This is a genomic window from Spiroplasma endosymbiont of Lonchoptera lutea (genome assembly GCF_964019715.1).
Classification (GTDB): Bacteria; Bacillota_I; Bacilli_A; order Mycoplasmatales; family Nriv7; genus Nriv7.
Genome location: NZ_OZ026463.1, coordinates 837901 through 862993, shown reverse-complemented (window position 1 = coordinate 862993; position 25093 = coordinate 837901). Strand labels below are relative to the sequence as shown.

Genomic DNA, 25093 nt, shown 5'->3' with positions numbered 1-25093 from the left:
AAAATACTGATGTTGTTAGTAAAAATTAGTTTAACACCAAAAATATTTATAAATTATTTTTTATAAATATTTGTAATGTTTGAAAAGGAGTTTTAGTGTTTAATGATGAATGAGGGCGTTCAAAGTTATAAAAGTAATAATATTTGTTTAAATAATTTTGAAGTTCGTTTTGATTTAATTTTTTATCATTATCATAAAATAATTTGGTATAATGTTGATGGAATCGTTCAATTTTACCGTTGCTTTGTGGTGAACGAATTGGCGTGGTTTCATGAATAACCCCATTCCTTGAAAGAAAGGTTGTAAAAGGCCTTTCTTTTACTTTGTATGATTTTTTATTACTTCAATTAGTGGTGGTAAATTCCGGAGCATTATCAGTGCGAAGGCGTTTAATGGGTATACCAAGTTCACCAAAATCTTTCATTGCCCTTTGTAAGGCGTTAATCGCATTATTAGTTCCTAAACTATCATAAATATAGCCAAATACTATGCGTGTCATTTCGTCAATGAAATCATAAATATAATATTTTTTATCCACCGGAAAATTTGATGGGGTAATAATTTTGGCATCCATTTGTAAAAGACCAATCTCAGAGACTTCATAACGCTTAAAATGGCGTTTAGTTTGTTTGATTTGTTGTTTTAATTCTTTTCAACGAGGGTCGGATTTAATTCAGCGATAAAAGGTTTTGATATTTTTCGGAACTTCTGAATTTTTAACATCGTGAAAATCAATTTTTAAATTGTTAAATAAAGACCACATTCCACCGGCTTGAAGATTTTTGTAATCAAAATATAAATCACATAATTTTTTGCGAGAATTTAAACTATATTGATAATTAAGATTTTGTGGTTTTGTAGTTTTAAACAATAACAAATCTAAATTGTCAGAATAATAAGCATTCATAATTTTTTGTGCCCAACGATAAAAGGTTTTTGTTGCATTTTTAAAATATTTTTTAATAAGTTTTGTTAAAGTAGTTTCTTCAATATAGAAATAAGTACATAAATTTAAATAGGCAGTAATGCGTTTTTTAGTTTTATAGTAATAAGGATTATGGCAATTAGCACTTAGTCAACTTTGGGTTTTTGCTTTTAAATCCGCTAAATCAGCTTGGGAAATAATATATTTCATTTTTAAACTCCTTAAATTAAGAAAATCGTATTATAAAAATACGATTTTCAAGAATATTTATTAAATTACTAATTTTTATTAGACATCTCGGCATAGAATGAAGTTATATAGCAAATTTGTACTAACTGAGATTTTATTAATTGAAATTTAATTTTTACATTAATAATTTTTGGAATTGTTATTAGTATACCCCTATTGTCTATACCATTATTTTTGTAAAAATTAAGAACACTTTCAATATTATCTTGGCCTTTTAAAAATAAGTTTTTCTTTTTCAAATCGTTAGGTAAAATATCATTTGGAAAATGAAGTCTATAACTACCTTCTGCTGGTGAATTAAGTCATAGTTCACTATTTAAAATTTCAGTAAAGACTAATTCATATTTTTTAAAATTATCAATAGTTGAAATATTATTATTTCTACATCCAAAAATAAACATTACACATACTAAATTTAAAGCTGATAAAAATTTTTTCATAAAGAAAAATCCTCCTTTCAAAAAAGAAATTATATTATATAATAATATTTAGAATTATTTAAGAAAATTTTTTAATTAAAATTAATAAAATTGCTAAGGGAACTACAAATTCAAATAACATCTGAAATGCCGGAATGACTTCAAACACCGGAAAAGCAGTTTTAGTAAAATTAATCGTTGTTTTAGCAATGTCAGTAATAGGGCGAATTAAAAGATTAATTCCAGAAAGACTGAGTAATCAATTTAGCACACCAACAGAAGCATGCTGAATACCACAAGATATCGCACTAAATAAACCTCAATAAGAACAGGTGGGTGTGGGAATTAAATCATCCATATTACCACTTATCCCGCCACCAATAAAAGCCGTTGAATTCAAAATGTTAAAATCGTATAAAGAATAATGATATTCAGTACTTTCATTTTTCTTTTTATATAGCGGGAAAGTTAGCGTAAAAATATTAATCCCATACATCACATCAACTTTAGCGTTGTAAAAATGCAGTTTATTACTAGTGGCGTTTCATAATTGGTTATCATACGCTTTTAAAACATTAAAATCTATTTGATAAGAGCTTCTACCAGTATTAAAACCATTGGCAATTTGTTTATCTTTAACAAAGAAATAGGAACGAAAAATCATATTCTTACTATTTTCGATTGTTGAACCAAAGTTAATTAAATACTGTTTGGGATAAAAAGTAATTAAGGAACGATAGAAAAAACCCATTTGTAAAACATTTTTAGGAATTTGTTGCATCCCTTTGTAATCTAATTCTACATAAGTAGAGGCGTCCATATCAAAACTGGCATAAAAGAATTGTACAAAAAACTCACCTAAAACTTTATAAATTTTATTAAATAAATCATTAATGAAATCAATAGTTAAATCTTTTTGGTAATAAAGCATAAAATCTTTAAAATCTGATTTTAATTTATCATCATAGCGTAAAAAATGGAAGGTATTACCATAATAATTAACTTGCCCAAAAAAGGTGTTAATAAAATCTATTCCAAAACTTGTTTGTGAGCCAGATTTTCAAAGTGATTTACCATTTTCTAAAAACTCATTATTACCCACAATGCTACCATGCTCAGTTTTTATAGTAATAACATCACCAAAACTGGAAAAGGAAAGCTCTCTAAAAATAACTTCTTCAATGAAACCGGGCGGATATGAATTTTTGCGACTTAAATTAAATTTACTATTTTGTTTAAAACCATTTAATTTAATTGAAATTTCACTCATATATTTAAAATTATCATCAAAGAAATTAAAAATCGGAACTCAATATAAATAACTATAATTAAATTTATCAAAATCTCGCCGTTGTATCATTAAATAATCTAATTTATTTTGAAACTGATTATACTGATATTCACCATCCTTTTTTGTCATTTCATTTGGTAATGGTTGCTCGTTATCTTTTTCAGGTAAAGGAGGCATTTCAGCAGAGAATGAAGTTATATATCAAATTTGTACTAACTGAGATTTTATTAATTGAAATTTAATTTTTACATTAATAATTTTTGGAATTGTTATTAGTATACCCGTATTGTCTATACCATTATTTTTGTAAAAATTAAGAACACTTTCAATATTATCTTGGCCTTTTAAAAATAAGTTTTTCTTTTTCAAATCGTTAGGTAAAATATCATTTGGAAAATGAAGTCTATAACTACCTTCTGCTGGTGAATTAAATCATAGTTCACTATTTAAAATTTTAACGAACTCTAACTCACAACTTTCGCCACATTGACTAGAATTTGTGGCTCGTTTTTCTCGCTTCATAAATGATTGTTCTATATTAGGTTTTTGTGATTTTTTTGTATCAAAGAAGACACCTAGAGGAACTAAACCAATAAAAGCGATAATTAACCACGACATAAATTTATACATATTTATTTATCCTTTCTTCTATGTTTAACTTCTTAAAATAAGGTATATTGTTGATAAAATACAAATCGTTCCTAAAATTTGGAAAATTGGATGTTGAGAAAATAACCTTATCATTGGTTTAAACAAGTCTAAAATTTTAATATTATTTGATAAAACTTTATTAAAATATTCTAAACCTTCACGCACATAGGCTCATAAACCTAAAAAGTCGTTTAAAGCAAAAATAGAAAAAACAGCAACAAGAATAAATAATATTATTAATTTAAACATTTTCTAAACCTACCTTTTTATTCGCCGTCCGTGTTGGTTAACTCACGGTCTATTTTTAGGACTATTACCACTAAATTTCTTAATTGGACCACTAGATGATTTTTTCTTAGTTCCTCAATTAGCGACTGATTTTTGATATTTTTTACGAAAGCCAACTTTTGGTCGTTCAATATGAATACCTAAAATACCACCAATTACAAGATTTATCACAAGCATAATTAGTGGAAAAATAATAATGCGAATATCTGTTCCCGGAATAGTTAAAGTTCAAATTAAATCAAAAACTTTATAAAACATATCGCCAATCAAACTAGCCATTTTTTCTAAGTTTTCCATTTTTTAAACTCCTTTACTTGTTTTTCTTGTTCAGATTATTTTTTAACTTAGTAAGAATCTTACTAAATTTTTCCATTTTTAAATATTCTAATGCTTCAATATCCATTACATTATCATTTCAAAATTTATGTTGATAATTATCATTCAAAGCACGATTACTTAATTCACGCAAGAATGATAAATATTTATTATCGTAAAGATTTAAGATTGACATCGGAATTTTCAATTTAAAGAAATAAATGTCTAATTCCGGAATGCTACGATATTTTATTTTGCGACCTTTTTTATCATTTTTTGCATTAATTAGCGTTAATCGTCATTGCTCGTATTCGCTTACTGATTTAAAAGTGCCATAAATAACTTGTAAATAGGGTCGGAAAATACTAACTGGTTTTTTTCTAATGCCAACAATTATTGAATTCGCAATATCACGAACTTTAACTCAAATATGTTCGGCTCGTTGTCCGCTTGCTAATACGATATGGGTAAATTGGCGAGCTGAAGCAAAATATTCTTGTAAACCTTGGGTTACTCTATCGTTTTCTTTATAGTCAGTACCTTCGAGAAATAAATTAGTTTCATCTCAAAGTAATAATGATTTTTCATCTAAAATTGGATAATTATAATCTAATAAAGACATATGTCCTAATGAAAGCATTTGTTTATTGGTAATCGGAAAAGTAGAAATCGTTTTTCAACCACTTAATAAGTAAGAAGCTAAAACCATTAAAGCGGTTTTTCCAGTCCCTAAGGCACCAATTACTAAATTTAAGGGCGAATTTAATAAGAAATTAATAAAACTTCGTCGAGCAAAGAAGTGAGAAATTTTAGTATACAAAATATACAAAGCAATTAATAAATAAGTAATATCAAATAACATTCGTCAACTTTGGGGATTATAATAATGCAAAATTGCACCATAAAATCACGCAATAATAAATAAAGTGCGATTTAAAGCGACAAAATCATATAATCTTAAATTTATTTTTTTAAACAATAGCATCACTTAAATCACACTTTCTTTATTTTTATTACTATCTGCCGGGCATTAATTTTTCAAACATTTTGAAAGCAATTAAAAATAAACCAATAATCACACCAAGCAAGAAAACTCAATATGTAGCAAAGAAATTAACGACATTTGGCATATTACCACCAATAATATCAGTTCAAATATTACCAAACGCTTTAATTAATGCTTTTCATAAGTTAGTAACCGCTTGTTCACCAGTAATTGCTCCTGGTGTATTTCCTTCTACTAAGAAATTTATTAACATATAATCACCCCCTTTCTAAACAAAATATGATTTAACCTTATAAAATAAAATAACCATAAATAAGATAGTGAATACTAATACCATTCAAAAGGCAATATTCGCTATTAAAAGTCAAAGTAATTCTTTGGTTAAATCAATTTCTTTACCAGAAACTCACGCCGGAATAATTTTAATTTGAATAAATAAATCTCAAAAATACAATTTTGTCATTTCTCAATCTAAATCTTTTCAAGCAACTAAAAACATAATAATTACCGCTTAAAAGGTCAAAAGAGTAGAAAAATAATGGCCGAGAAGAGCATTATAATTATTAAAATTGAAAACAAAAATACAACTTGGGGTGGTAAATCGGCAGTTGGATAAATTAATTCAATTAACTCAATAATTATTTTTTTAAACATTTTCTAAACCTACTTCTTAATTTCTTTTTCATCTTGTTCTAATAAATTTCGCTTAAACTTTGCAATAAATATTCGTTGTGAATAAGTAAAATCTTTTGGCAACTGTTTTGCTTCACTACCATATTTCTTTTTATCTTTAAAAAAACGATAAATATTAACCGCAATATAGTATGCTAGTAATAATGTTAAAATCGTAAAGAACACTAGCCCAAATATACTCATTTTTCTTTTCTCCTTAATTTTCTAATTTTTAATTCTTATTTGAAATTGCAATTTTTCTTTCATTTTTTAACTCCTAATGTTTCATTTTTCTTAGTTGATTTCTAAATCTTAAACTTTCTAATGAAGCATAATTTGCACTTTCAAAGTCTATATAATTAATATTTTTAAATTCATAGATTGCTCCGCACATTTTGGTTTTAAAGTTATTAACTGTTGATTTTAAGTATTTTACAAATTCAGAATTTACAGTTCTATTAACAATATTATTCAAAGTGTCGGTAAATACTTGCTTTCTAGTAATAGGATTTTGACAGTTATATGAGAATTGATAAGCCTTGATATTTAAGTCATACTGGTTTAATGACTTTTCGTTCAGGACATTTTTAGTTATATATTTAGAGCAATATTTTACAACCATTTCATTAGTGTTTTCACGAACTCTAATATTTTTATTAATTCCATAAGGTCAAAATTGTAAAATAATTTTATGAGGTATTTTTTCGGTAATTAAAATATGAAAATGAATAACGCCTCGTTTCTGATATTCATAGGTATACAAGTACTTAATATTTTTATTTTTAACTTTAAATCAGTATTTTAATTTTTTAAAAAATTTATTTAAATCACGCTTACATTTTCTAATGTCAAATTCATTAACATCAGCATAAGTAAGAGTTAAAAATGTAAGTTTCTTGCAGTCTCAAAAATTATGATATGCCTTCCGAATAACATTAGATTTTGCACGAATATTGCTATTAAGCAGTTTTGTATAATAATTACCCTTATTTTTAACTCCATCAGCATTACGAGTATTTGCTTTAATGCGTTCTAAGGGCATAACGATATTACGAATATATTGACCATAATAAATCGTTTTCATATAAAAATCAGTTGGATTTTGAGATTGTAAATTCATATTTTATGCTCCCGTTTTAGATTTTCGCCAGTTGTGTTATTTAATCAAGTAATAGTCGGCTTCGCCGACTAACCCGCTAGCGGGCGGGGCATACGCCTTCCGCACCGCTTCGCAGACCGAAGTGATTATCAATTAACTGGACAAGTTTTTTTGATTTTTTGATAATTCAATTTTTTGCAAGTTAACTATTTTGGGGGTTTTTTCAAAAGTTAATTCGCAACTAAAAAATGATTTAACATTTTCTTTTAACAGTTTATAAATTTCTTGTTGTTCTAGATTGTTATCATCAATTCATAAAGCCTTTTGTTCGCCGGTAGGCTCAAATAAGTCATTTTCATAACGCAAAAATTCGGCAGAATAACCTGACATCATAGAGCCATCTTTATTTTTAAATATTTTTCTTTTTATACTAACTAATTTAACTTTAAACATTATTTTTTAAATTCCTTTTACTTTTATTTTTTAAAATTTTTTTAATATGATTAATAAATTTTTTCTCACAAGCAACATGCAAATATCGTTTATCACTAAATAGATGTAAACACCAGCGACATATTTTATAATCTATCGTTCCTTTCAAAATTTAAAAACCCTTTTCATCGCAAGAATTACAGATTCCAACTGTATTTTTATTACCAACAACATAACTTTCGTTGTCGCATTCAATACAAAATATTACTGCCAAAAGAAAACACCCCCTAAAAGTTTGTAGAAAACAAAATCTTGTCATATGTATATGGTTTCTACAACCTTATCAAAAGTATGTAATATACCACAGATGTTTAGTACAATCAAGAAAAACATTAAAAAGGGGGAAATTAATTTATTAATTCTTGTAATTTTTGAAATGGCGATTTATTTTGTAATGCTGAATGACAGCGTTGGAAGTTGTAATAGTAATAATATTGATTTAAGAAATGTTGTAGTTCGTTTTGATTTAGTTTTTTATCCTTAACATAAAATAATTTAGTATAATGTTGATGAAACCGCTCAATTTTACCGTTACTTTGTGGCGAACGAATTGGAGTGGTTTCATGGATAACCCCATTCCTTGAAAGAAAGGCCGTAAAAGGTCTTTCTTTTACTTTGTATGCTTTTTTATTACTTCAATTAGTAGTAGTAAATTCTGGAGCATTATCAGTGCGAAGGCGTTTAATGGTTATGCCAAGTTCACTAAAATCTTTCATTGCTCTTTGTACAGCATTAATCGCGTTATTAGTTCCCAAACTATCATAAACATAACCAAATACTATCCGTGTCATTTCGTCAATGAAATCATAAATATAATACTTTTTATCAACCGGAAAATTTGATGTGGTAATTATTTTGGCATCCATTTGTAAAAGACCAATCTCGGAAACTTCATAACGCTTAAAATGGCGTTTTGTTTGTTTGATTTGTTGTTTTAATTCTTTTCAACGAGAGTCAGATTTAATTCAGCGATAAAAAGTTTTAATATTTTTCGGAATTTTTGAATTTTCAATATCGTGAAAACCCATTTTTAAATTGTTAAATAAAGACCACATTCCACCGGCTTGAATATTTTTGTAATCAAAATACAAATTGCATATTTTTTCACGAGAATTTAAATCATATTGATAACTAATTTTATTAGGTTTTGTATATTTAAAAATTAAACTATTAAAATCATTATTTTGATAAGCAATAAGAATTTTATTAGCTCATTGATAAAATGTATTTCGTGTACCGTGAAAATGCTTTTTTACTAATTTATTTAAAGTTATTGGTTTTAAATAAAATTGATTACATAAATTTAAATAACTAGTAACTCGTTTTTTAGTTTTGTCATAATGTTTATTACTATAAATTGTTGTTAATCAATTTTGGATTTTTGCTTTTAAATCTGCTAAATCATCTTGGGAAATAATATATTTCATTTTTAAACTCCTTAAATTAAGAAAATCGTATTTTTTAATATGATTTTCAATAATATTTATTAAATTACTAATTTTTATTGGACATTTCGGCAAAAAATGAATTTAAATAAAACACACCGTATGGTTCATAAAATGAAATTTCAAATTTAACTAAACTATCAATAGCATAAGCATTACCTAAATCCAGACCGTTACTACAATAAATAATTAAACTTTATTTTGTAAAAATGGTAAGAAAAAAGAAAAATTTTTCACTTTAAAATACATTAAAATAAATTTTTCTCTAAAAAAGAGAATAAATTAATTGGTAAAGAAAAGAATGTTAAAATGAAAAAATTATTATTAATCTTAGGAATAACTAATTTTATAGCAATAGAAACAAGTTTAATTATTTCTTGTAGTAATAAATTAACAAAACCAGTAGAATGGGCCACAAACCCTAGTCAATGTAAAGATAGTTGTAGTTTCGAATTTAGTGCTCTTAAAAATACATTTTTTAATGTTGAGAGTTTTCCTGTTCCTTCGGCGGGTAGAATTACTTTTTTTGATGATAATGTTTCTTTTTCGTCTGATATAGTTAAAACTAGTTTTCTTCTTGAGAATCGTCAATCTGGTAATTCGATAGAGCGTTTTTTTGAAAAAAATGGTTTTCGAACTCGTAAAGTTGTTGGTAATTTTTCTAATACTCAGAATTTTTCTGTTGAAGGTTGGCAAATTTCTGAACTTGTTAATGTTAAAATAATTTTTGCTTTTAAGAGTTGGAAAAAGATTAGTGATTCTCAATATTATATTCGAGAGTTTACTGCTGATTTACCTTCTTTACCCGAAAAAGATAACGAGCAACCAAATCCAAGAGCAAACCATTTTAAAATATAACTATTTTGAATACTAGTAACTTTAAATCATATTTACTTTAAAACATTACTATTTTTCACTATAACCAAAAGTAAAAATTATACATATTAAATTTAAAGCTGATAAAAATTTTCGCATAAAAAGTCCTACCTTCAAAGGAAATATATTTTATATAAAAATATTGGCAATATTTAAGAGAACTTTTTTAATATCATTAATAAGATTGCTAAAGGCACTACAAATTCAAATAGCATCTGAAATGCTGGAATAACTTCAAATACCGGAAAAACGGTTTTGGTAAAATTAATTGTTGTTTTAGCAATATCAGCAATAGGGCGAATTAAAAGATTAATCCCCGAAAGACGAAGCAATCAATTTAATGTGCTAACAGAAGCATGTTGAATACCACAAGATATCGCACTAAATAAACCCGCATAAGAACAATTTGGCGTTGGAATTGAATCATTAATATTACCACTTATACTACCGCCAATAAAAGCCGTTGAATTCAAAATGTTAAAATCGTATAAAGAATAATGATATTCAGTGCTTTCATTTTGCTTTTTATATAGCGGGAAAGTTAGTGTAAAAATATTAATCCCATACATCACATCGACTTTAGCGTTATAAAAATGCAGTTTATTACTAGTGGTGTTTCATAATTGGTTATCATACGCTTTTAAAATATTAAAATCTATTTGATAAAAACTTTTACCAGCATTAAAATCATTGACAACTTGTTTATCTTTAACAAAGAAATAAGAACGAAAAATCATATTCTTACTATTTTCTACTGTGGAACCAAAGTTGATTAAATACTGCTTGGGATAAAAAGTAATTAAGGAACGGTAGAAAAAACCCATTTGTAAAACATTTTTAGGAATTTGTTGCATACCCTTGTAATCTAATTCTACATAAGTAGAAACATCCATATCAAAACTCGCATAAAAGAATTGTACAAAAAACTCACCTAAAACTTTATAAATTTTGTTAAATAATTCATTAATAAAACTAATAGTTAAATCTTTTCGATAATAAAGCATAAAATCTTTAAAATCAACTTTTAATTTATCATCATAGCGTAAAAAATGGAAGGTATTACCATAATAATTAACTTGTCCAAAAAAGGTATTAATAAAATCTCCTCCAAAACTTGTTTGTGAGCCAGATTTTCAGAGCGATTTACCATTTTCTAAAAACTCATTATTACCCACAATACTACCGTGCTCAGTTTTTATAGTGATAACATCACCAAAACTAGAAAAGGAAAGTTCTCTAAAAATAACTTCTTCAATGAAACCTGGTGGATATGAATTTTTGCGACTTAAACTAAATTTACTATTTTGTTTAAAACCATTTAATTTAATTGAAATTTCACTCATATATTTAAAATTATTGTCAAAGAAATTAAAAATTGGGACTCAATATAAATAACTATAATTAAATTTATCAAAATCTCGCCGTTGTACCATCAAATAATCAAGTTTATCTTGAAACTGATTATATTGATATTCACCATCATTTTTAGTTATTACAGTTGGTAATGATTGTTCATTATCTTTTTCGGGTAAAGAAGGTAAATCAGCAGTAAACTCTCGAATATAATATTGAGAATCACTAATCTTTTTCCAACTCTTAAAAGCAAAAATTATTTTAACATTAACAAGTTCAGAAATTTGCCAACCTTCAACAGAAAAATTCTGAGTATTAGAAAAATTACCAACAACTTTACGAGTTCGAAAACCATTTTTTTCAAAAAAACGCTCTATCGAATTACCAGATTGACGATTCTCAAGAAGAAAACTAGTTTTAACTATATCAGACGAAAAAGAAACATTATCATCAAAAAAAGTAATTCTACCTGCCGAAGGAACAGGAAAACTCTCAACATTAAAAAATGTATTTTTAAGAACACTAAATTCGAAACTACAACTATCTTTACATTGACTAGGGTTTGTGGCTCGTTTTTGTCGTTTTATAAAAGATTGTTCCATATTAGGTTTTGGTGATTGTTTTGTATCAAAGAAAGCACCCAGAGGGACTAAACCAATAAAAGCGATAACTAATCATGACATAAATTTATACATATCTATTTATCCTTTCTTTTGTGTTTAACTTCTTAAAATAAAGTATATTGTTGATAAAATACAAATCGTTCCTAAAATTTGGAAAATCGGATGTTGGGAAAACAACCTTATCATTGGTTTAAACAAATCTAAAATTTTAATATTTTTCGATAAAACTTTATTAAAATATTCTAAACCCTCACGCACATAGGCTCATAAACCTAAAAAGTCATTTAAAGCAAAAATAGAAAAAACAGCAACAAGAATAAATAATATTATTAATTTAAACATTTTCTAAACCTACCTTTTTATTCGCCGTCCGTGTTGGTTAACTCACGGTCTGTTTTTAGGACTATTACCACTAAATTTCTTAATTGGACCACTAGATGATTTTTTCTTAACTCCCCAATTAGCAACTGATTTTCGATATTTTTTACGAAAACCAACTTTTGGTCGTTCAATATGAATACCTAAAATACCACCAATTACAAGATTTATCACAAGCATAATTAGCGGAAAAATAATAATGCGAATATCTGTTCCAGGAATGGTTAAAGTTCAAATTAAATCAAAAACTTTATAAAACATATCGCCAATCAAACTAGCCATTTTTTCTAAGTTTTCCATTTTTTAAACTCCTTTACTTATTTTTTTTATTCAAATTATTTTTTAACTTAGTAAGTATCTTGCTAAATTTTTCCATTTTTAAATATTCTAATGCTTCAATATCCATCACATTATCATTTCAAAATTTATGCTGATAATTATCATTCAAAGCCCGATTACTTAATTCACGCAAGAATGATAAATATTTATTATCATAAAGGTTTAAAATTGACATCGGAATTTTCAATTTAAAGAAATAAATGTCTAATTCCGGAATGCTGCGATACTTAATTTTGCGACCTTTTTTATCATTTTTAGCATTAATCAGAGTTAATCGTCATTGTTCGTATTCGCTTACCGATTTAAAAGTGCCGTAAATAACTTGTAAATAGGGTCGGAAAATACTAACTGGTTTTTTTCTAATACCAACAATTATTGAATTCGCAATATCGCGAACTTTAACTCATATATGTTCAGCTCGTTGTCCGCTTGCTAATACGATATGGGTAAATTGTCGAGCCGAAGCAAAATATTCTTGTAAACCTTGGGTTACTCTATCATTTTCTTTATAATCAGTTCCTTCTAAAAATAAGTTAGTTTCATCTCATAACAGTAAATGTTTTTCATCTAAAATTGGATAATTATAATCTAAAAGTGACATATGCCCTAATGAAAGCATTTGTTTATCTGTAATCGGAAAAGTAGAAATCGTTTTTCAACCACTTAATAAGTAAGAAGCTAAAACCATTAAAGCGGTTTTTCCAGTTCCTAAAGCACCAATTACTAAATTTAAAGGTGAATTTAATAAGAAATTAATAAAACTTCGACGAGCAAAGAAATGAGAAATTTTAGTATATAAAATATACAAAGCAATTAATAAATAAATAATATCAAATAACATTCGTCAACTTTGGGGATTATAATAATGCAAAATCGCACCATAGAATCACGCAATAATAAATAAAGTGCGATTTAAAGCCACAAAATCATATAGTCTTAAATTTATTTTTTTAAACAATAGCATCACTTAAATCACACTTTCTTTATTTTTATTACTATCTGCCGGGCATTAATTTTTCAAACATTTTGAAAGCGATTAAAAATAAACCAATAATCACGCCAAGCAAGAAAACTCAATATGTAGCAAAAAAATTAACGACATTTGGCATATTGCCACCAATAATATCAGTTCAAATATTACCGAACGCTGTAATTAATGCTTTTCATAAGTTAGTAACCGCTTGTTCACCAGTAATTTTTGCTGGTACATCGGCCAAGAAAGTTCCAATCATATAATCACCCCCTTTCTAAAAAAAATATGATTTAACCTTATAAAATAAAATAACCATAAATAAGATAATGAATACTAATACCATTCAAAAGGCAATATTGGCTATTAAAAGTCAAAGTAGTTCTTTGGTTAAATCAATTTCTTTACCAGAAACTCACGCCGGAATAACTTTAATTTGAATAAATAAATCTCAAAAATATGATTTTATCATTTCTCAATCTAAATCTTTTCAAGCAACTAAAAACATAATAATTACCGCTTAAAAGGTCAAAAGAGTAGAAAAATAATTGCCGAGAAGAGCATTACAATTATTAAAATTGAAAACAAAAATACAACTTGGGGTGGTAAATCGGCAGTTGGATAAATTAGTTCAATTAACTCAATAATTATTTTTTTAAACATTTTCTAAACCTACTTTTTAATTTCTTTTTCATCTTGTTCTAATAAATTTCGCTTAAACTTTGCAATAAATATTCGTTGTGCATAAGTAAAATCTTTTGGCAACTGCTTTGCTTCGCTACCATATTTCTTTTTATCTTTAAAAAACCGATAAATATTAACCGCAATATAGTATGCTAGTAATAATGTTAAAATCGTAAAAAATACTAATCTTTTTTTTAAAATAATATTTTATATTTCTAAAAAATTTTTTTAATTCTTTTTTACATTTTTTAACATCTGTTTCCTTTAACTTATAAGTTAAAGTTAAAAATGTAAGTTCTTTAACTGAAAAATTATGATATGCCTTTCTGACAGCACTACATTTAGCACGCACATTACTATTTAACATTTTGGTTTCTCGTTCTCCTTTATTCTTTAAACCACTAACATTACGAGTATTTGCTTTAATGCGTTCTAAGGGCATAACAACATTACGAATATATTGACCGTAATAAATGGTTTTCATATAAAAATCAGTCGGATTTTGAGCTTGTAAATTCATATTTTTTGCTCCTATTTTAGGTTTTCGTTCAGTTGTGTTATTTAATCAAGTAATAGTCGGCTTCGCCGACTAACCCGCTAGCGGGCGGGGCATACGCCTTCCGCACCGCTTCGCAGACCGAAGTGATTATCAATTAACTAGACAAGTTTTTTTGATTTTTTGATAATTCAATTTTTTGCAAGTTAACGATTTTGGGGTTTTTTTCAAAAGTTAATTCGCAACTAAAAAATGATTTAACATTTTCCTTTAACAGTTTATAAATTTCTTGTTGTTCTAGATTATTATCATCAATTCATAAGGCTTTTTGTTCGCCGGTAGGCTCAAATAAGTCATTTTCATAACGCAAAAATTCGGCAGAATATCCTGACATCGTAGAACCATCTTTATTTTTAAATATTTTTCTTTTTATACTAACTAATTTAATTTTAAACATTATTTATTTTTTCCTTCCAAATTTAAAATATTTTTAATACAATTAACAAACTTTTAGTTATCCACATTGTTTTCCACATTTATTTCATTTATAAATATTGAACTTTTAATAGTTTTCCACAAAATTTAAAAACCCTTTTCATCACAAGAATTACAGATTCCAACTGCATTTTTATTACCAATGACATAGCTTTCGTTGTCGCATTCAATACAAAATATTACTGCCAAAAGAATATACCCCCAAATAATTTATAAAAACCAAATGTGCAAAACATCTGTGGTTTCTACAACCTTATCAAAAGTATGTAATATACCACATACTTATGACAAGTACAAGAAGTTTTTAAAAGGGGTGGATTTATTTTTTATTTAAAATTTTTATAAATAACGATAAATTATAAGAAAATTTTTAAAAACAGTTTATAATTAAATTTCAAGGTAAAAAGATTGTAAATTTTTTCTTGGTAGAGAGGTTGTTGCTTATTGAATAAATTTTATTATTAATTACTAAAAATTTACGAATAAGGAAATTAATTAATATGAAAAAATTACTATCAATCTTAGGAACAATAACAATAGCAGGAAGCGGAACCGCAGGACTTGTTGGCAATGCTCCAACTCCGATAAAAAATGAAATTAATTATACACAAATAAATAATTTAGAAAATTTAAAAAGAAATAAAAGAGATTTCTATGCAAAAGAGCAAATTGAATTTTTTAATAATAACTTTTTTTATAAATTTAATATTAACTATGACAGCGGAGAAAAAAGACATAGTAGTGGTGGTGGCTTTCAACATAATGAAGGTGCTGATATTAAAGTTTTAATAGATGATTGAACTAAGTATGCAAAAAATTGAGAAGAATTTCAACAAAAATTTCAGGAATTAGAATTCATTAATTTTAGGGCAGAAATGTTACTGAATGGAAAAAATTTAATTGAACGAAATTTAAAAATATCAACAAATCTAATAAAAGAATTTAGAAAAGAAAATATTTTTGATAACAAACATAATCACCCTCTTTTTTGAATTAGTTCAGCAAATACAAATATTGGTGGTTATAGTTTTAGTGATCAATATAAAGCTGTTAAACATATATTTAATGAATATTATAATACCGGTGGTGGTTTATTTGGTTCTGGGGGTGGTGTAGAACTTGCAATCAGAATATACCGTGAAAATAATAAAATAATGATTCAAAATTGTTATTATGTAGGTTCAGATTCATTTAAAAGTCCTTGAGTAAAACTTAAATATGATTCAATTCGTCTTGTAGGCGATATTGATATAAATCCTTTATTTTCGTTAACAGTTGAAAAAGCAAAACAATTTGATATTTGAGCTAATAGCGAAGAAAAAACTTTAAAATTAAAAAGAGAAGATAAAAATTATAATCAAAATATTTTGATTAGTGAAGAAGAAAAATTTAAAAATGAATTTAAATTATGACTATTACAGATAAGACATGACTATATTCAAGATTTAATCAATATAAATCAAAATAATGAAATAATCAATCTTAAATCAGAAATAGATGATATAAAATCAAGATTAGATAAATTAGAGAAACCAAAAACATGTTTAGATAATATTTTTGATTCATTTAAAAAAAATACACTTTCAAATGCTCCTGGTGATGCTTGAAAGAAAATAAAAGAAAATAGTGATTCTCCTTTAAAAATTATTATTAATAAATCCGGAAAAGCTTTTATTACCGGATTACTTACAGGTATGGCTAAAGGTTCTGCTCTTGGTATAATTAGTTGTGTTGCTGATTTTATTTTGTCTTAGAATATTTTAGAAAATAAGATAAAATAAGTATATATTTTAAGATAAGAGCTATATATCTATAAAAATTATCCTAGTAATGTAAAAGTAATTCTATAACAGAAGATACAGCAATTCTAGATACTAAAAATAAACCTTTTAAAATTTAGTAAAATGAATGGAAATTAATTTATTTCCATTTTTAATTAAGTTAATAAACAGAATTATATAAAAAATAGAAAAAATAAATATGAAAAATATATTAGGTATTTTAAAAGCATCACTTTAATTTATAATTGAAACAATAAGTTAAATACTTTATAAAAATTATTTTGTTAAAAGTTTTTGTAATGTTTGAAAAGGAGTTTTAGAATTTAAAGATAAGTGGTGGCGTTCAAAATTATAAAAGTAATAATATTGATTTAAATAATGTTGAAGTTCATTTTGATTCAGTTTTTTACCCTTGGCATAAAATAATTTAGTATAATGTTGATGGAATCGTTCAATCTTTCCGTTGCTCTGAGGAGAGCGGATTGGTGTCGTCTCGTGAATGATTCCATTTTTTGAAAGAAAGGTTGTAAAAGACTTTTCTTTTACTTTGTATGCTTTTTTATTACTTCAGTTAGTAGTAGTGAATTCTGGTGCATTATCAGTACGAAGGCGTTTGATTGTTATGCCAAGTTCGCCGAAATCTTTCATTGCTCTTTGCGCGGCATTAAGGGCATTGTTAGTTCCTAAACTATCATAAACATAGCCAAATACTATGCGTGTCATTTCGTCAATGAAATCATAAATATAATATTTTTTATCAACCGGAAAATTTGATGTGGTAATAATTTTGGCATCCATTTGTAAAAGACCAATCTCGGAGACTTCATAACGCTTAAAATGGCGTTTTGTTTGTTTGATTTGCTGTTTTAATTCTTTTCAACGAGGGTCAGATTTAATTCAACGGTAAAAAGTTTTGATATTTTTCGGAATTTTTGAATTTTTAATATCGTGAGAACCGATTTTTAAATTATTAAATAAAGACCACATTCCACCGGCTTGAAGATTTTTGTAATCAAAATATAAATCGCATATTTTTTCACGAGAATTTAAACTATATTGATAATTAAGATTTTGTGGTTTTGTAGTTTTAAACAATAATAAATCTAAATTGTCCGAATAATAAGCGGTCATAATTTTTTGTGCCCAACGATAAAAGGTTTTCGCTGCATTCTTAAAATATTTTTTAATAAGTTTTGTTAAAGTAGTTTCTTCAATATAAAAATAAGTACATAAATTTAAATATGCAGTAATGCGTTTTTTAGTTTTATAGTAATAAGGATTACGGCAATTAGCACTTAGTCAACTTTGTGCTTTTGCTTTTAAATCTGCTAAATCTGCTTGGGAAATAATATATTTCATTTTTAAACTCCTTAAATTAAGAAAACCGTAGTACAAAAAATACGATTTTCAAGAATGATTATTAAATTACTAAATTAATGAGGCATTTCTGCTGAGAAAAAGATTAAGGAATAAGGACTTAAATTTCTTAATTTAATTACAATATCAACTACTTTTGGAATAGTATAAATTTTTTTACTATCAATAGATTGAAAGGTTCCATATTTTTGAAAAAAATCTTTTATAAGTAGAAAAGCCTGACTATCCATAAAAAAAGGTAAACGATTAGGATAATTTTTATTTTGATTTTTAACATCATTAGGTAATTCAATATCAAATTTAGATAAATCAAAATAAACACCAGAATCAACAACAAGAGTGATGTTTAATAAACTAGAAAATTTCAATTCACAACTGTTATTGCAAATATTATCTTTTTTTGATTTAGAAACATCTGCTTTACTACAACCAAAAATAAACATTACACATATTAAATTTAAAGCTGATAAAAATTTTCTCATAAAGAAAAATCCTCCTTTCAAAGGAATTATATTATATAAAAATATTGGCAATATTTAAGAGAACTTTTTTAATATCATTAGTAAGATTGCTAGTGGAACTACAAATTCAAATAACATCTGAAATGCCGGAATAACTTCAAACACTGGAAAGGCAGTTTTGGTAAAGTTAATTGTTGTTTTGGCAATATCTGCAATGGGGCGAATTAAAAGATTAATCCCAGAAAGGCCAAGCAATCAATTCAACATACTAACAGAAGCGTGCTGAATGCCACAGGATATTGCACTAAATAAACCCCAATAAGAACAGTTGGGCGTCGGAATTAAGTCATTCATATTACCGCTTATTCCACCCCCAATAAAAGCCGTTGAATTCAAAATGTTAAAATCGTATAAAGAATAATGATATTCAGTGTTTTCACTTTTCTTTTTATATAGTGGAAAAGTTAGCGTAAAAATATTAATCCCATACATTACATCAACTTTAGCATTATAAAAATGCAGTTTATTACTAGTAGCGTTTCATAATTGGTTATCATATGCTTTTAACACATTAAAATCTATTTGATAAGAACTTTTACCAGTATTAAAACCATTGGTAATTTGTTTATCTTTAACAAAGAAATAAGAACGAAAAATCATATTCTTACTATTTTCAATTGTTGAACCAAAGTTAATTAAATACTGTTTGGGATAAAAAGTAATTAAGGAACGATAGAAAAAACCCATTTGTAAAACATTTTTAGGAATTTGTTGCATCCCTTTGTAATCTAATTCTACATAAGTAGAGGCATCTGTATCAAAACTCGCATAAAAGAATTGTACAAAAAACTCACCTAAAATTTTATAAATTTTGTTAAATAAACCGTTAATAAAATCAATAGTTAAATCTTTTTGATAATAAAGTATAAAATCTTTAAAATCAGCCTTTAATTTGTCATCATAGCGTAAAAAATGGAAAGTATTACCATAATAATTAATTTGTCCGAAAAAGGTGTTGATAAAATCTCTTCCAAAACTTGTTTGCGAGCCAGATTTTCAAAGTGAGTTACCATTTTCTAAAATCTCATTATAACCCCTAATGCTACCATGTTCAGTTTTTATAGTAATAACATCACCAAAACTAGAAAAGGAAAGTTCTCTAAAAATAACTTCTTCAATGAAACCTGGTGGATATGAATTTTCGCGACTTAAACTAAATTTACTATTCTGTTTAAAGCCATTTAACTTAATTGATATTTCATTCATATATTTAAAATTATCATCAAAGAAATTAAAAATGGGTACTCAATATAAATAACTATAATTAAATTTATCAAAATCTCGGCGTTGTATCATTAAATAATCAAGTTTATCTTGAAACTGATTATACTGATATTCACCATCATTTTTAGTTATTTCGGTTGGTAATGGTTGTTCGTTATCTTTTTCTGATTGTAGTGGCATTTCTGCTGAGAAAAAGATTAAGGAATAAGGACTTAAATTTCTTAATTTAATTACAATATCAACTACTTTTGGAATAGTATAAATTTTTTTACTATCAATAGATTGAAAGGTTCCATATTTTTGAAAAAAATCTTTTATAAGTAGAAAAACCTGACTATCCATAAAAAAAGGTAAACGATTAGGATAATTTTTATTTTGATTTTTAACATCATTAGGTAATTCAATATCAAATTTAGATAAATCAAAATAAACACCAGAATCAACAACAAGAGTAATGTTTAATAAACTAGCAAATTGTAATTCACAACTATTACCACATTGACTAGTATTAGTTGCTCGTTTTTCTCGCTTCATAAAGGATTGTTCCATATTAGGTTTTGGTGGTTGTTTTATATCAAAGAAGGCACCTAGAGGAACTAAACCAATAAAAGCGATAATTAATCACAACATAAATTTATACATATCTATTTGTCCTTTCTTCTATGTTTAACTTCTTAAAATAAGGTATATTGTTGATAAAATACAAATCGTTCCTAAAATTTGGAAAATTGGATGTTGAGAAAATAATCTTATCATTGGTTTAAATAGTTCTAAAATTTTAATATTACTTGATAGAACTTTATTAAAATATTCTAAACCCTCACGCACATAGGCTCATAAACCTAAAAAGTCGTTTAAAGCAAAAATAGAAAAAACAGCAACAAGAATAAATAATATTATTAATTTAAACATTTTCTAAAACCTACCTTTTTATTCGCCGTCCGTGTTGGTTAGCTCACGGTCTATTTTTAGAACTATTACCACTAAATTTCTTAATTGGACCACTAGATGATTTTTTCTTAGCTCCTCAATTAGCGACTGATTTTCGATATTTTTTACGAAAACCAACTTTTGGTCGTTCAATATGAATACCTAAAATGCCACCAATTACAAGATTTATCACAAGAATAATTAGCGGAAAAATAATAATACGAATATCTGTTCCGGGAATGGTTAAAGTTCAAATTAAATCAAAAACTTTATAAAACATATCGCCAATCAAACTAGCCATTTTTTCTAAGTTTTCCATTTTTTAAACTCCTTTACTTGTTTTTCTTATTCAGATTATTTTTTAACTTAGTAAGTATCTTGCTGAATTTTTCCATTTTTAAATATTCTAATGCTTCAATATCCATTACATTATCATTTCAAAATTTATGCTGATAATTATCATTCAAAGCACGATTACTTAATTCACGCAAGAATGATAAATATTTATTATCGTAAAGATTTAAAATTGACATCGGAATTTTCAATTTAAAGAAATAAATGTCTAATTCCGGAATACTACGATATTTGATTTTGCGACCTTTTTTATCATTTTTTGCATTAATTAGCGTTAATCGTCATTGTTCGTATTCGCTTACCGATTTAAAAGTGCCATAAATAACTTGTAAATAGGGTCGGAAAATACTAACTGGTTTTTTTCTAATGCCAACAATTATTGAATTCGCAATATCACGAACTTTAACTCATATATGTTCAGCTCGTTGTCCGCTCGCTAATACGATATGGGTAAATTGTCGAGCCGAAGCAAAATATTCTTGTAAACCCTGGGTTACTCTATCATTTTCTTTATAGTCAGTACCTTCAAGAAATAAATTAGTTTCATCTCAAAGTAATAATGATTTTTCATCTAAAATTGGATAATTATAATCCAATAAAGACATATGGCCTAATGAAAGCATTTGTTTATTGGTAATTGGAAAAGTAGAAATCGTTTTTCAACCACTTAATAAGTAAGAAGCTAAAACCATTAAAGCGGTTTTTCCAGTCCCTAAAGCACCAATTACTAAATTTAAGGGTGAATTTAATAAGAAATTAATAAAACTTCGACGAGCAAAGAAATGAGAAATTTTAGTATATAAAACATACAAAGCAATTAATAAATAAATAATATCAAATAACATTCGTCAACTTTGGGGATTATAATAATGCAAAATCGCACCATAAAATCACGCAATAATAAATAAAGTGCGATTTAAAGCAACAAAATCATATAATCTTAAATTTATTTTCTTAAACAATAGCATCACTTAAATCACACTTTCTTTATTTTTATTATTATCTGCCGGGCATTAATTTTTCAAACATTTTGAAAGCGATTAAAAATAAACCAATAATCACCCCAAGCAAGAAAACTCAATATGTAGCAAAGAAATTAACAACATTTGGCATATTACCACCAATAATATCGGTTCAAATATTACCAAACGCTTTAATTAATGCTTTTCATAAGTTAGTAACGGCTTGTTCTCCCGTAACGGCGACTGGCGTAATTACTTCTGTTAAGAAAGTTCTAAACATATAATCACCCCCTTTCTAAACAAAATATGATTTAACCTTATAAAATAAAATAACCATAAATAAGACAATGAATACTAATACCATTCAAAACGCAATATTTGCTATTAAAAGTCAAAGTAGTTCTTGGGTTAAATCAATTTCTTTTCCAGAAACTCACGCCGGAATAACTTTAATTTGAATAAATAAATCTCAAAAATACAATTTTGTCATTTCTCAATCTAAATCTTTTCAAGCAACTAAAAACATAATAATTACCGTTTAAAAGGTCAAAAGAGTAGAAAAATAATTGCCGAAAATAGCATTACAATTATTAAAATTGAAAACAAAAATACAACTTGGGGTGGTAAATCGGCAGTTGGATAAATTAATTCAATTAACTCAATAATTATTTTTTTAAACATTTTCTAAACCTACTTTTTAATTTCTTTTTCATCTTGTTCTAATAAATTTCGCTTAAACTTTGCAATAAATATTCGTTGTGCATAAGTAAAATCTTTTGGCAACTGCTTTGCTTCACTACCGTATTTCTTTTTATCTTTTAAAAACCGATAAATATTAACCGCAATATAGTATGCTAGTAATAATGTTAAAATCGTAAAGAACACTAACCCAAATATACTCATCTTTCTTTTCTCCTTAATTTTTTAATTTTTAATTCTTATTTTAAATTGCAATTTTTCTTTCATTTTTTAACTCCTAATGTTTCATTTTTCTTAGTTGATTTCTAAATCTTAAACTTTCTAATGAAGCATAATTTGCACTTTCAAAGTCTATATAATTAATATTTTTAAATTCATAGATTGCTCCGCACATTTTGGTTTTAAAGTTATTAACTGTTGATTTTAAGTATTTTACAAATTCAGAATTTACAGTTCGTTTAACAATATTATTCAAAGTATCGGTAAATACTTGTTTTCTAGTAATGGGATTTTGACAGTTATATGAGAATTGATAAGCCTTGATATTTAAGTCATACTGGTTTAATGACTTTTCGTGCAGGACATTTTTAGTTATATATTTAGAGCAATATTTTACAACCATTTCATTAGTGTTTTCACGAACTCTAATATTTTTATTAATTCCGTAAGGTCAAAATTGTAAAATAATTTTATGAGGTATTTTTTCGGTAATTAAAATATGAAAATGAATAACGCCTCGTTTCTGATATTCATAGGTATACAAGTACTTAATATTTTTATTTTTAACTTTAAATCAGTATTTTAATTTTTTAAAAAATTTATTTAAATCACGCTTACATTTTCTAATATCAAATTCATTAACATCAGCATAAGTAAGCGTTAAGAATGTAAGTTTTTTACAGTCTCAAAAATTATGATATGCTTTCCGAATAACATTAGATTTTGCACGAATATTGCTATTAAGCATTTTTGTATCACAATTACCCTTATTTTTAACTCCGTTAGCATTACGAGTATTTGCTTTGATGCGTTCTAAAGGCATAACAATATTGCGAATATATTGACCGTAATAAATCGTTTTCATATAAAAATCAGTCGGATTTTGAGGTTGTAAATTCATATTTTATGCTCCAGTTTTAGATTTTCGCCAGTTGTGTTATTTAATCAAGTAATAGTCGGCTTCGCCGACTACCCGCTAAGCGGGCGGAGCATACGCTTTCCGCACCGCTTCGCAGACCGAAGTGATTATCAATTAACTGGACAAGTTTTTTTGATTTTTTTCTAATTCAATTTTTTGCAAATTAACTATTTTGGGGTTTTTATCAAAAGTTAATTCGCAACTAAAAAATGATTTAACATTTTCTTTTAACAATTTATAAATTTCTTGTTGTTCTAAATTATTATCATCAATTCATAAGGCTTTTTGTTCGCCGGTAGGCTCAAATAAGTCATTTTCATAACGCAAAAATTCGGCAGAATATCCTGACATCGTAGAGCCATCTTTATTTTTAAATATTTTTCTTTTTATACTAACTAATTTAACTTTAAACATTATTTTTTAAATTCCTTTTATTTTTCTTTTAATTTTGATTTTTTTTAATACAAAACGAATTAAACAGTTCACTATTTGTGTTATGGTTACTCATACTAATGAATAACCTATAATCATTAACCTACCAATTGCTCCAAAATTTTTAATAAATTGTTGCAAATTTTCAATATCTGTATGTAATAATAAAACTATACTTAAAGATATGAATATAATGTAATTAAGTATTATTCATCAATATTTTTTTATAAATTTATTTACAGTTTTCATTTTCTTTTTTTATCCTTTTATTATTTTTAAAATTAGGAGGTTTTATATGTATTTATTAGATAAATTAGAAGATATTTCAGATAAGATAATTTGCTTTTTAGAAGTTAATCTTAATTATTTAGGCATAACTATTTGAATAGGTTGAATTTTACAAGGAGTTGCTTATTTTTGAACTCCGGATAAAGATAATTCATTTGGACAAGCATTATATGCTATGGTTTGATTTTTTAATTGAAATTTAAAATTTCAAGATTTAAAATGAGTTTATTTATTTAAAGAAGAAGGTTGATTTGTAGTTCAATTTATTATTGGTATTGTTTGAATTCTATATTTAATTTTTTATAGGTTTAAAAAATAAAT

At 26.2% G+C, this 25093-nt stretch carries 35 protein-coding genes; 3 read left to right on the top strand and 32 right to left on the bottom strand.

What is annotated here, in order from left to right; genetic code table 4:
* Positions 1–46 precede the first annotated feature (46 nt).
* From AACK97_RS04970 to AACK97_RS04910, 13 genes are all read right to left on the bottom strand, one after another.
* Complete coding sequence (locus AACK97_RS04970) at positions 47–1135, bottom strand: integrase core domain-containing protein (RefSeq protein ID WP_338967010.1); 1089 nt, start codon at positions 1133–1135, stop codon at positions 47–49.
* A 68-nt stretch (positions 1136–1203) separates the two neighbouring features.
* Entirely contained in the window at positions 1204–1614 is a 411-nt protein-coding gene (locus AACK97_RS04965) for a hypothetical protein (protein ID WP_338967008.1), read from the bottom strand.
* A 58-nt stretch (positions 1615–1672) separates the two neighbouring features.
* Complete coding sequence (locus tag AACK97_RS04960; protein WP_338967005.1) at positions 1673–3514, bottom strand: hypothetical protein; 1842 nt, start codon at positions 3512–3514, stop codon at positions 1673–1675.
* A gap of 24 nt (positions 3515–3538) precedes the next feature.
* Positions 3539–3784 (bottom strand): hypothetical protein, encoded by a 246-nt coding sequence (locus AACK97_RS04955; protein WP_338967003.1) that lies wholly within the window; start codon positions 3782–3784, stop codon positions 3539–3541.
* Between the two features lie 9 nt (positions 3785–3793).
* A complete protein-coding gene (locus tag AACK97_RS04950) occupies positions 3794–4120 on the bottom strand; it encodes a hypothetical protein (RefSeq protein ID WP_215826163.1) in 327 nt (108 codons plus the stop codon).
* A 13-nt stretch (positions 4121–4133) separates the two neighbouring features.
* Positions 4134–5126 (bottom strand): hypothetical protein, encoded by a 993-nt coding sequence (locus AACK97_RS04945; protein ID WP_338967001.1) that lies wholly within the window; start codon positions 5124–5126, stop codon positions 4134–4136.
* A gap of 28 nt (positions 5127–5154) precedes the next feature.
* Positions 5155–5397: a hypothetical protein gene (locus AACK97_RS04940; protein WP_338966999.1), complete on the bottom strand. Its 243-nt coding sequence runs from the start codon at positions 5395–5397 to the stop codon at positions 5155–5157.
* A 15-nt stretch (positions 5398–5412) separates the two neighbouring features.
* Positions 5413–5643: a hypothetical protein gene (locus AACK97_RS04935; protein WP_338966997.1), complete on the bottom strand. Its 231-nt coding sequence runs from the start codon at positions 5641–5643 to the stop codon at positions 5413–5415.
* Between the two features lie 164 nt (positions 5644–5807).
* Positions 5808–6020 (bottom strand): hypothetical protein, encoded by a 213-nt coding sequence (locus tag AACK97_RS04930; protein WP_215825617.1) that lies wholly within the window; start codon positions 6018–6020, stop codon positions 5808–5810.
* Positions 6021–6093: 73 nt separating this feature from the next.
* Positions 6094–6936, bottom strand: coding sequence for a rolling circle replication-associated protein (locus AACK97_RS04925; protein WP_338966994.1), 843 nt, complete (start codon positions 6934–6936; stop codon positions 6094–6096).
* A 132-nt stretch (positions 6937–7068) separates the two neighbouring features.
* Positions 7069–7368: a hypothetical protein gene (locus AACK97_RS04920; protein ID WP_338966992.1), complete on the bottom strand. Its 300-nt coding sequence runs from the start codon at positions 7366–7368 to the stop codon at positions 7069–7071.
* A complete protein-coding gene (locus AACK97_RS04915; protein WP_338966990.1) occupies positions 7361–7516 on the bottom strand; it encodes a hypothetical protein in 156 nt (51 codons plus the stop codon). The genes AACK97_RS04920 and AACK97_RS04915 overlap by 8 nt, the downstream gene beginning before the upstream one ends.
* A gap of 238 nt (positions 7517–7754) precedes the next feature.
* A complete protein-coding gene (locus tag AACK97_RS04910) occupies positions 7755–8834 on the bottom strand; it encodes an integrase core domain-containing protein (RefSeq protein WP_338966988.1) in 1080 nt (359 codons plus the stop codon).
* 327 nt (positions 8835–9161) lie between these two features.
* Between AACK97_RS04910 and AACK97_RS04905 the strand changes: the two genes are divergently transcribed.
* Positions 9162–9710, top strand: coding sequence for a hypothetical protein (locus AACK97_RS04905; RefSeq protein WP_338966986.1), 549 nt, complete (start codon positions 9162–9164; stop codon positions 9708–9710).
* Positions 9711–9880: 170 nt separating this feature from the next.
* Here AACK97_RS04905 and AACK97_RS04900 read toward each other — a convergent pair whose 3' ends face one another.
* From AACK97_RS04900 to AACK97_RS04865, 8 genes are all read right to left on the bottom strand, one after another.
* Complete coding sequence (locus tag AACK97_RS04900) at positions 9881–11776, bottom strand: hypothetical protein (RefSeq protein ID WP_338966984.1); 1896 nt, start codon at positions 11774–11776, stop codon at positions 9881–9883.
* Positions 11777–11800: 24 nt separating this feature from the next.
* Entirely contained in the window at positions 11801–12046 is a 246-nt protein-coding gene (locus AACK97_RS04895) for a hypothetical protein (protein ID WP_338966982.1), read from the bottom strand.
* Between the two features lie 9 nt (positions 12047–12055).
* On the bottom strand, positions 12056–12382 hold the full coding sequence (locus tag AACK97_RS04890) for a hypothetical protein (protein WP_338966980.1): 327 nt from the start codon (positions 12380–12382) through the stop codon (positions 12056–12058).
* A gap of 13 nt (positions 12383–12395) precedes the next feature.
* Positions 12396–13388 (bottom strand): hypothetical protein, encoded by a 993-nt coding sequence (locus tag AACK97_RS04885; RefSeq protein ID WP_338966978.1) that lies wholly within the window; start codon positions 13386–13388, stop codon positions 12396–12398.
* A gap of 28 nt (positions 13389–13416) precedes the next feature.
* Positions 13417–13653: a hypothetical protein gene (locus tag AACK97_RS04880; protein ID WP_338966977.1), complete on the bottom strand. Its 237-nt coding sequence runs from the start codon at positions 13651–13653 to the stop codon at positions 13417–13419.
* Positions 13654–13668: 15 nt separating this feature from the next.
* Positions 13669–13899: a hypothetical protein gene (locus tag AACK97_RS04875; protein WP_338966975.1), complete on the bottom strand. Its 231-nt coding sequence runs from the start codon at positions 13897–13899 to the stop codon at positions 13669–13671.
* A 309-nt stretch (positions 13900–14208) separates the two neighbouring features.
* Complete coding sequence (locus AACK97_RS04870; protein WP_338966974.1) at positions 14209–14595, bottom strand: hypothetical protein; 387 nt, start codon at positions 14593–14595, stop codon at positions 14209–14211.
* A 133-nt stretch (positions 14596–14728) separates the two neighbouring features.
* Entirely contained in the window at positions 14729–15028 is a 300-nt protein-coding gene (locus AACK97_RS04865; RefSeq protein ID WP_338966972.1) for a hypothetical protein, read from the bottom strand.
* A 538-nt stretch (positions 15029–15566) separates the two neighbouring features.
* Between AACK97_RS04865 and AACK97_RS04860 the strand changes: the two genes are divergently transcribed.
* Positions 15567–16820 (top strand): hypothetical protein, encoded by a 1254-nt coding sequence (locus tag AACK97_RS04860; protein WP_338966971.1) that lies wholly within the window; start codon positions 15567–15569, stop codon positions 16818–16820.
* 303 nt (positions 16821–17123) lie between these two features.
* On the opposite strand, the gene AACK97_RS04855 is transcribed toward AACK97_RS04860, so the two are convergent.
* The 11 genes from AACK97_RS04855 to AACK97_RS04805 all read right to left on the bottom strand — a co-directional run bounded on the left by AACK97_RS04855 (position 17124) and on the right by AACK97_RS04805 (position 24466).
* Positions 17124–18206: a DDE-type integrase/transposase/recombinase gene (locus tag AACK97_RS04855; RefSeq protein ID WP_338966968.1), complete on the bottom strand. Its 1083-nt coding sequence runs from the start codon at positions 18204–18206 to the stop codon at positions 17124–17126.
* 74 nt (positions 18207–18280) lie between these two features.
* Entirely contained in the window at positions 18281–18706 is a 426-nt protein-coding gene (locus AACK97_RS04850; RefSeq protein ID WP_338966965.1) for a hypothetical protein, read from the bottom strand.
* A gap of 54 nt (positions 18707–18760) precedes the next feature.
* Positions 18761–20611, bottom strand: a complete 1851-nt coding sequence (locus AACK97_RS04845) for a hypothetical protein (RefSeq protein WP_338966962.1) — start codon at positions 20609–20611, stop codon at positions 18761–18763.
* Positions 20612–20635: 24 nt separating this feature from the next.
* Positions 20636–20881, bottom strand: a complete 246-nt coding sequence (locus AACK97_RS04840; RefSeq protein WP_338966959.1) for a hypothetical protein — start codon at positions 20879–20881, stop codon at positions 20636–20638.
* A gap of 10 nt (positions 20882–20891) precedes the next feature.
* Complete coding sequence (locus AACK97_RS04835; RefSeq protein WP_338966957.1) at positions 20892–21218, bottom strand: hypothetical protein; 327 nt, start codon at positions 21216–21218, stop codon at positions 20892–20894.
* 13 nt (positions 21219–21231) lie between these two features.
* Positions 21232–22224, bottom strand: a complete 993-nt coding sequence (locus tag AACK97_RS04830; RefSeq protein WP_338966955.1) for a hypothetical protein — start codon at positions 22222–22224, stop codon at positions 21232–21234.
* A 28-nt stretch (positions 22225–22252) separates the two neighbouring features.
* Positions 22253–22495 (bottom strand): hypothetical protein, encoded by a 243-nt coding sequence (locus AACK97_RS04825; RefSeq protein WP_338966953.1) that lies wholly within the window; start codon positions 22493–22495, stop codon positions 22253–22255.
* A 15-nt stretch (positions 22496–22510) separates the two neighbouring features.
* Positions 22511–22741 (bottom strand): hypothetical protein, encoded by a 231-nt coding sequence (locus AACK97_RS04820; RefSeq protein WP_338966950.1) that lies wholly within the window; start codon positions 22739–22741, stop codon positions 22511–22513.
* 164 nt (positions 22742–22905) lie between these two features.
* Positions 22906–23118 carry a hypothetical protein gene (locus AACK97_RS04815; RefSeq protein WP_338966947.1) on the bottom strand — a complete coding sequence of 71 codons (213 nt, stop codon included), beginning with the start codon at positions 23116–23118 and terminating at the stop codon, positions 22906–22908.
* A 73-nt stretch (positions 23119–23191) separates the two neighbouring features.
* Entirely contained in the window at positions 23192–24034 is an 843-nt protein-coding gene (locus tag AACK97_RS04810) for a rolling circle replication-associated protein (RefSeq protein ID WP_338966944.1), read from the bottom strand.
* 132 nt (positions 24035–24166) lie between these two features.
* Positions 24167–24466: a hypothetical protein gene (locus tag AACK97_RS04805; protein WP_338966919.1), complete on the bottom strand. Its 300-nt coding sequence runs from the start codon at positions 24464–24466 to the stop codon at positions 24167–24169.
* Between the two features lie 313 nt (positions 24467–24779).
* On the opposite strand from AACK97_RS04805, the gene AACK97_RS04800 reads away from it, so the two are divergent.
* Positions 24780–25091: a hypothetical protein gene (locus AACK97_RS04800; RefSeq protein WP_338966942.1), complete on the top strand. Its 312-nt coding sequence runs from the start codon at positions 24780–24782 to the stop codon at positions 25089–25091.
* Positions 25092–25093 lie beyond the last annotated feature (2 nt).